Annotated in this window: 1 protein-coding gene and 1 pseudogene; both read left to right on the top strand. The window is 64.9% G+C overall.

The genetic code is table 11. From position 1 onward, the window contains the following. The coding region (locus tag AC1DYF_RS40370) for a zinc-binding dehydrogenase (protein WP_477884554.1) at positions 1-352 on the top strand (352 nt) is incomplete at its 5' end. 28 nt (positions 353-380) lie between these two features. Further along, a pseudogene (locus AC1DYF_RS40365) lies at positions 381-619 on the top strand (NAD(P)(+) transhydrogenase (Re/Si-specific) subunit alpha); the annotation flags it as partial.

Here is a 619-nt window from a genome sequence, read left to right as displayed (position 1 = left end):
GATCGGCGGCGCGGATTACACCTTCGACTGCACCGGCAACACCAAGGTGATGCGCCAGGCGCTCGAAGCCAGCCACCGCGGCTGGGGCAAGTCGGTGGTGATCGGCGTCGCCGGCGCCGGCCAGGAAATCTCCACCCGCCCGTTTCAGCTGGTCACGGGCCGTACCTGGATGGGCACCGCCTTCGGTGGCGCCCGCGGCCGCACCGATGTGCCCAAGATCGTCGACTGGTACATGGATGGCAAAATCCAGATCGACCCGATGATCACCCACACCATGCCGCTCGAAGACATCAACAAGGGATTCGAGCTGATGCATGGCGGCGAGAGCGTGCGCGGCGTCGTGATTTACTGAGGCGACGATCCGCGCCGGGGGAGGGGTAGTGACAGCAAACGTATACATAGCCAAGGAGACCGAAGGCGAGCCACGCGTTGCGGCCTCACCTGAGACGGTCAAGAAGATGAAGTCGCTGGGCCTCGACGTTGTGATCGAGGCGGGTGCCGGCGCGCTGTCGCGCATTCCGGATGGCGAATATGAGAAGGTCGGCGCACGGATCGGCCTGATTGCCGACGCCACTTTGGCCGATGTCGTGCTCAAGGTCCGCCGCCCCACCGCCGACGA

The organism is Rhizobium sp. P2_G9 (assembly GCF_056403475.1).
Note: the sequence above shows the minus strand (reverse complement) of the source record. Positions and strands in the feature narration are given on the sequence as shown.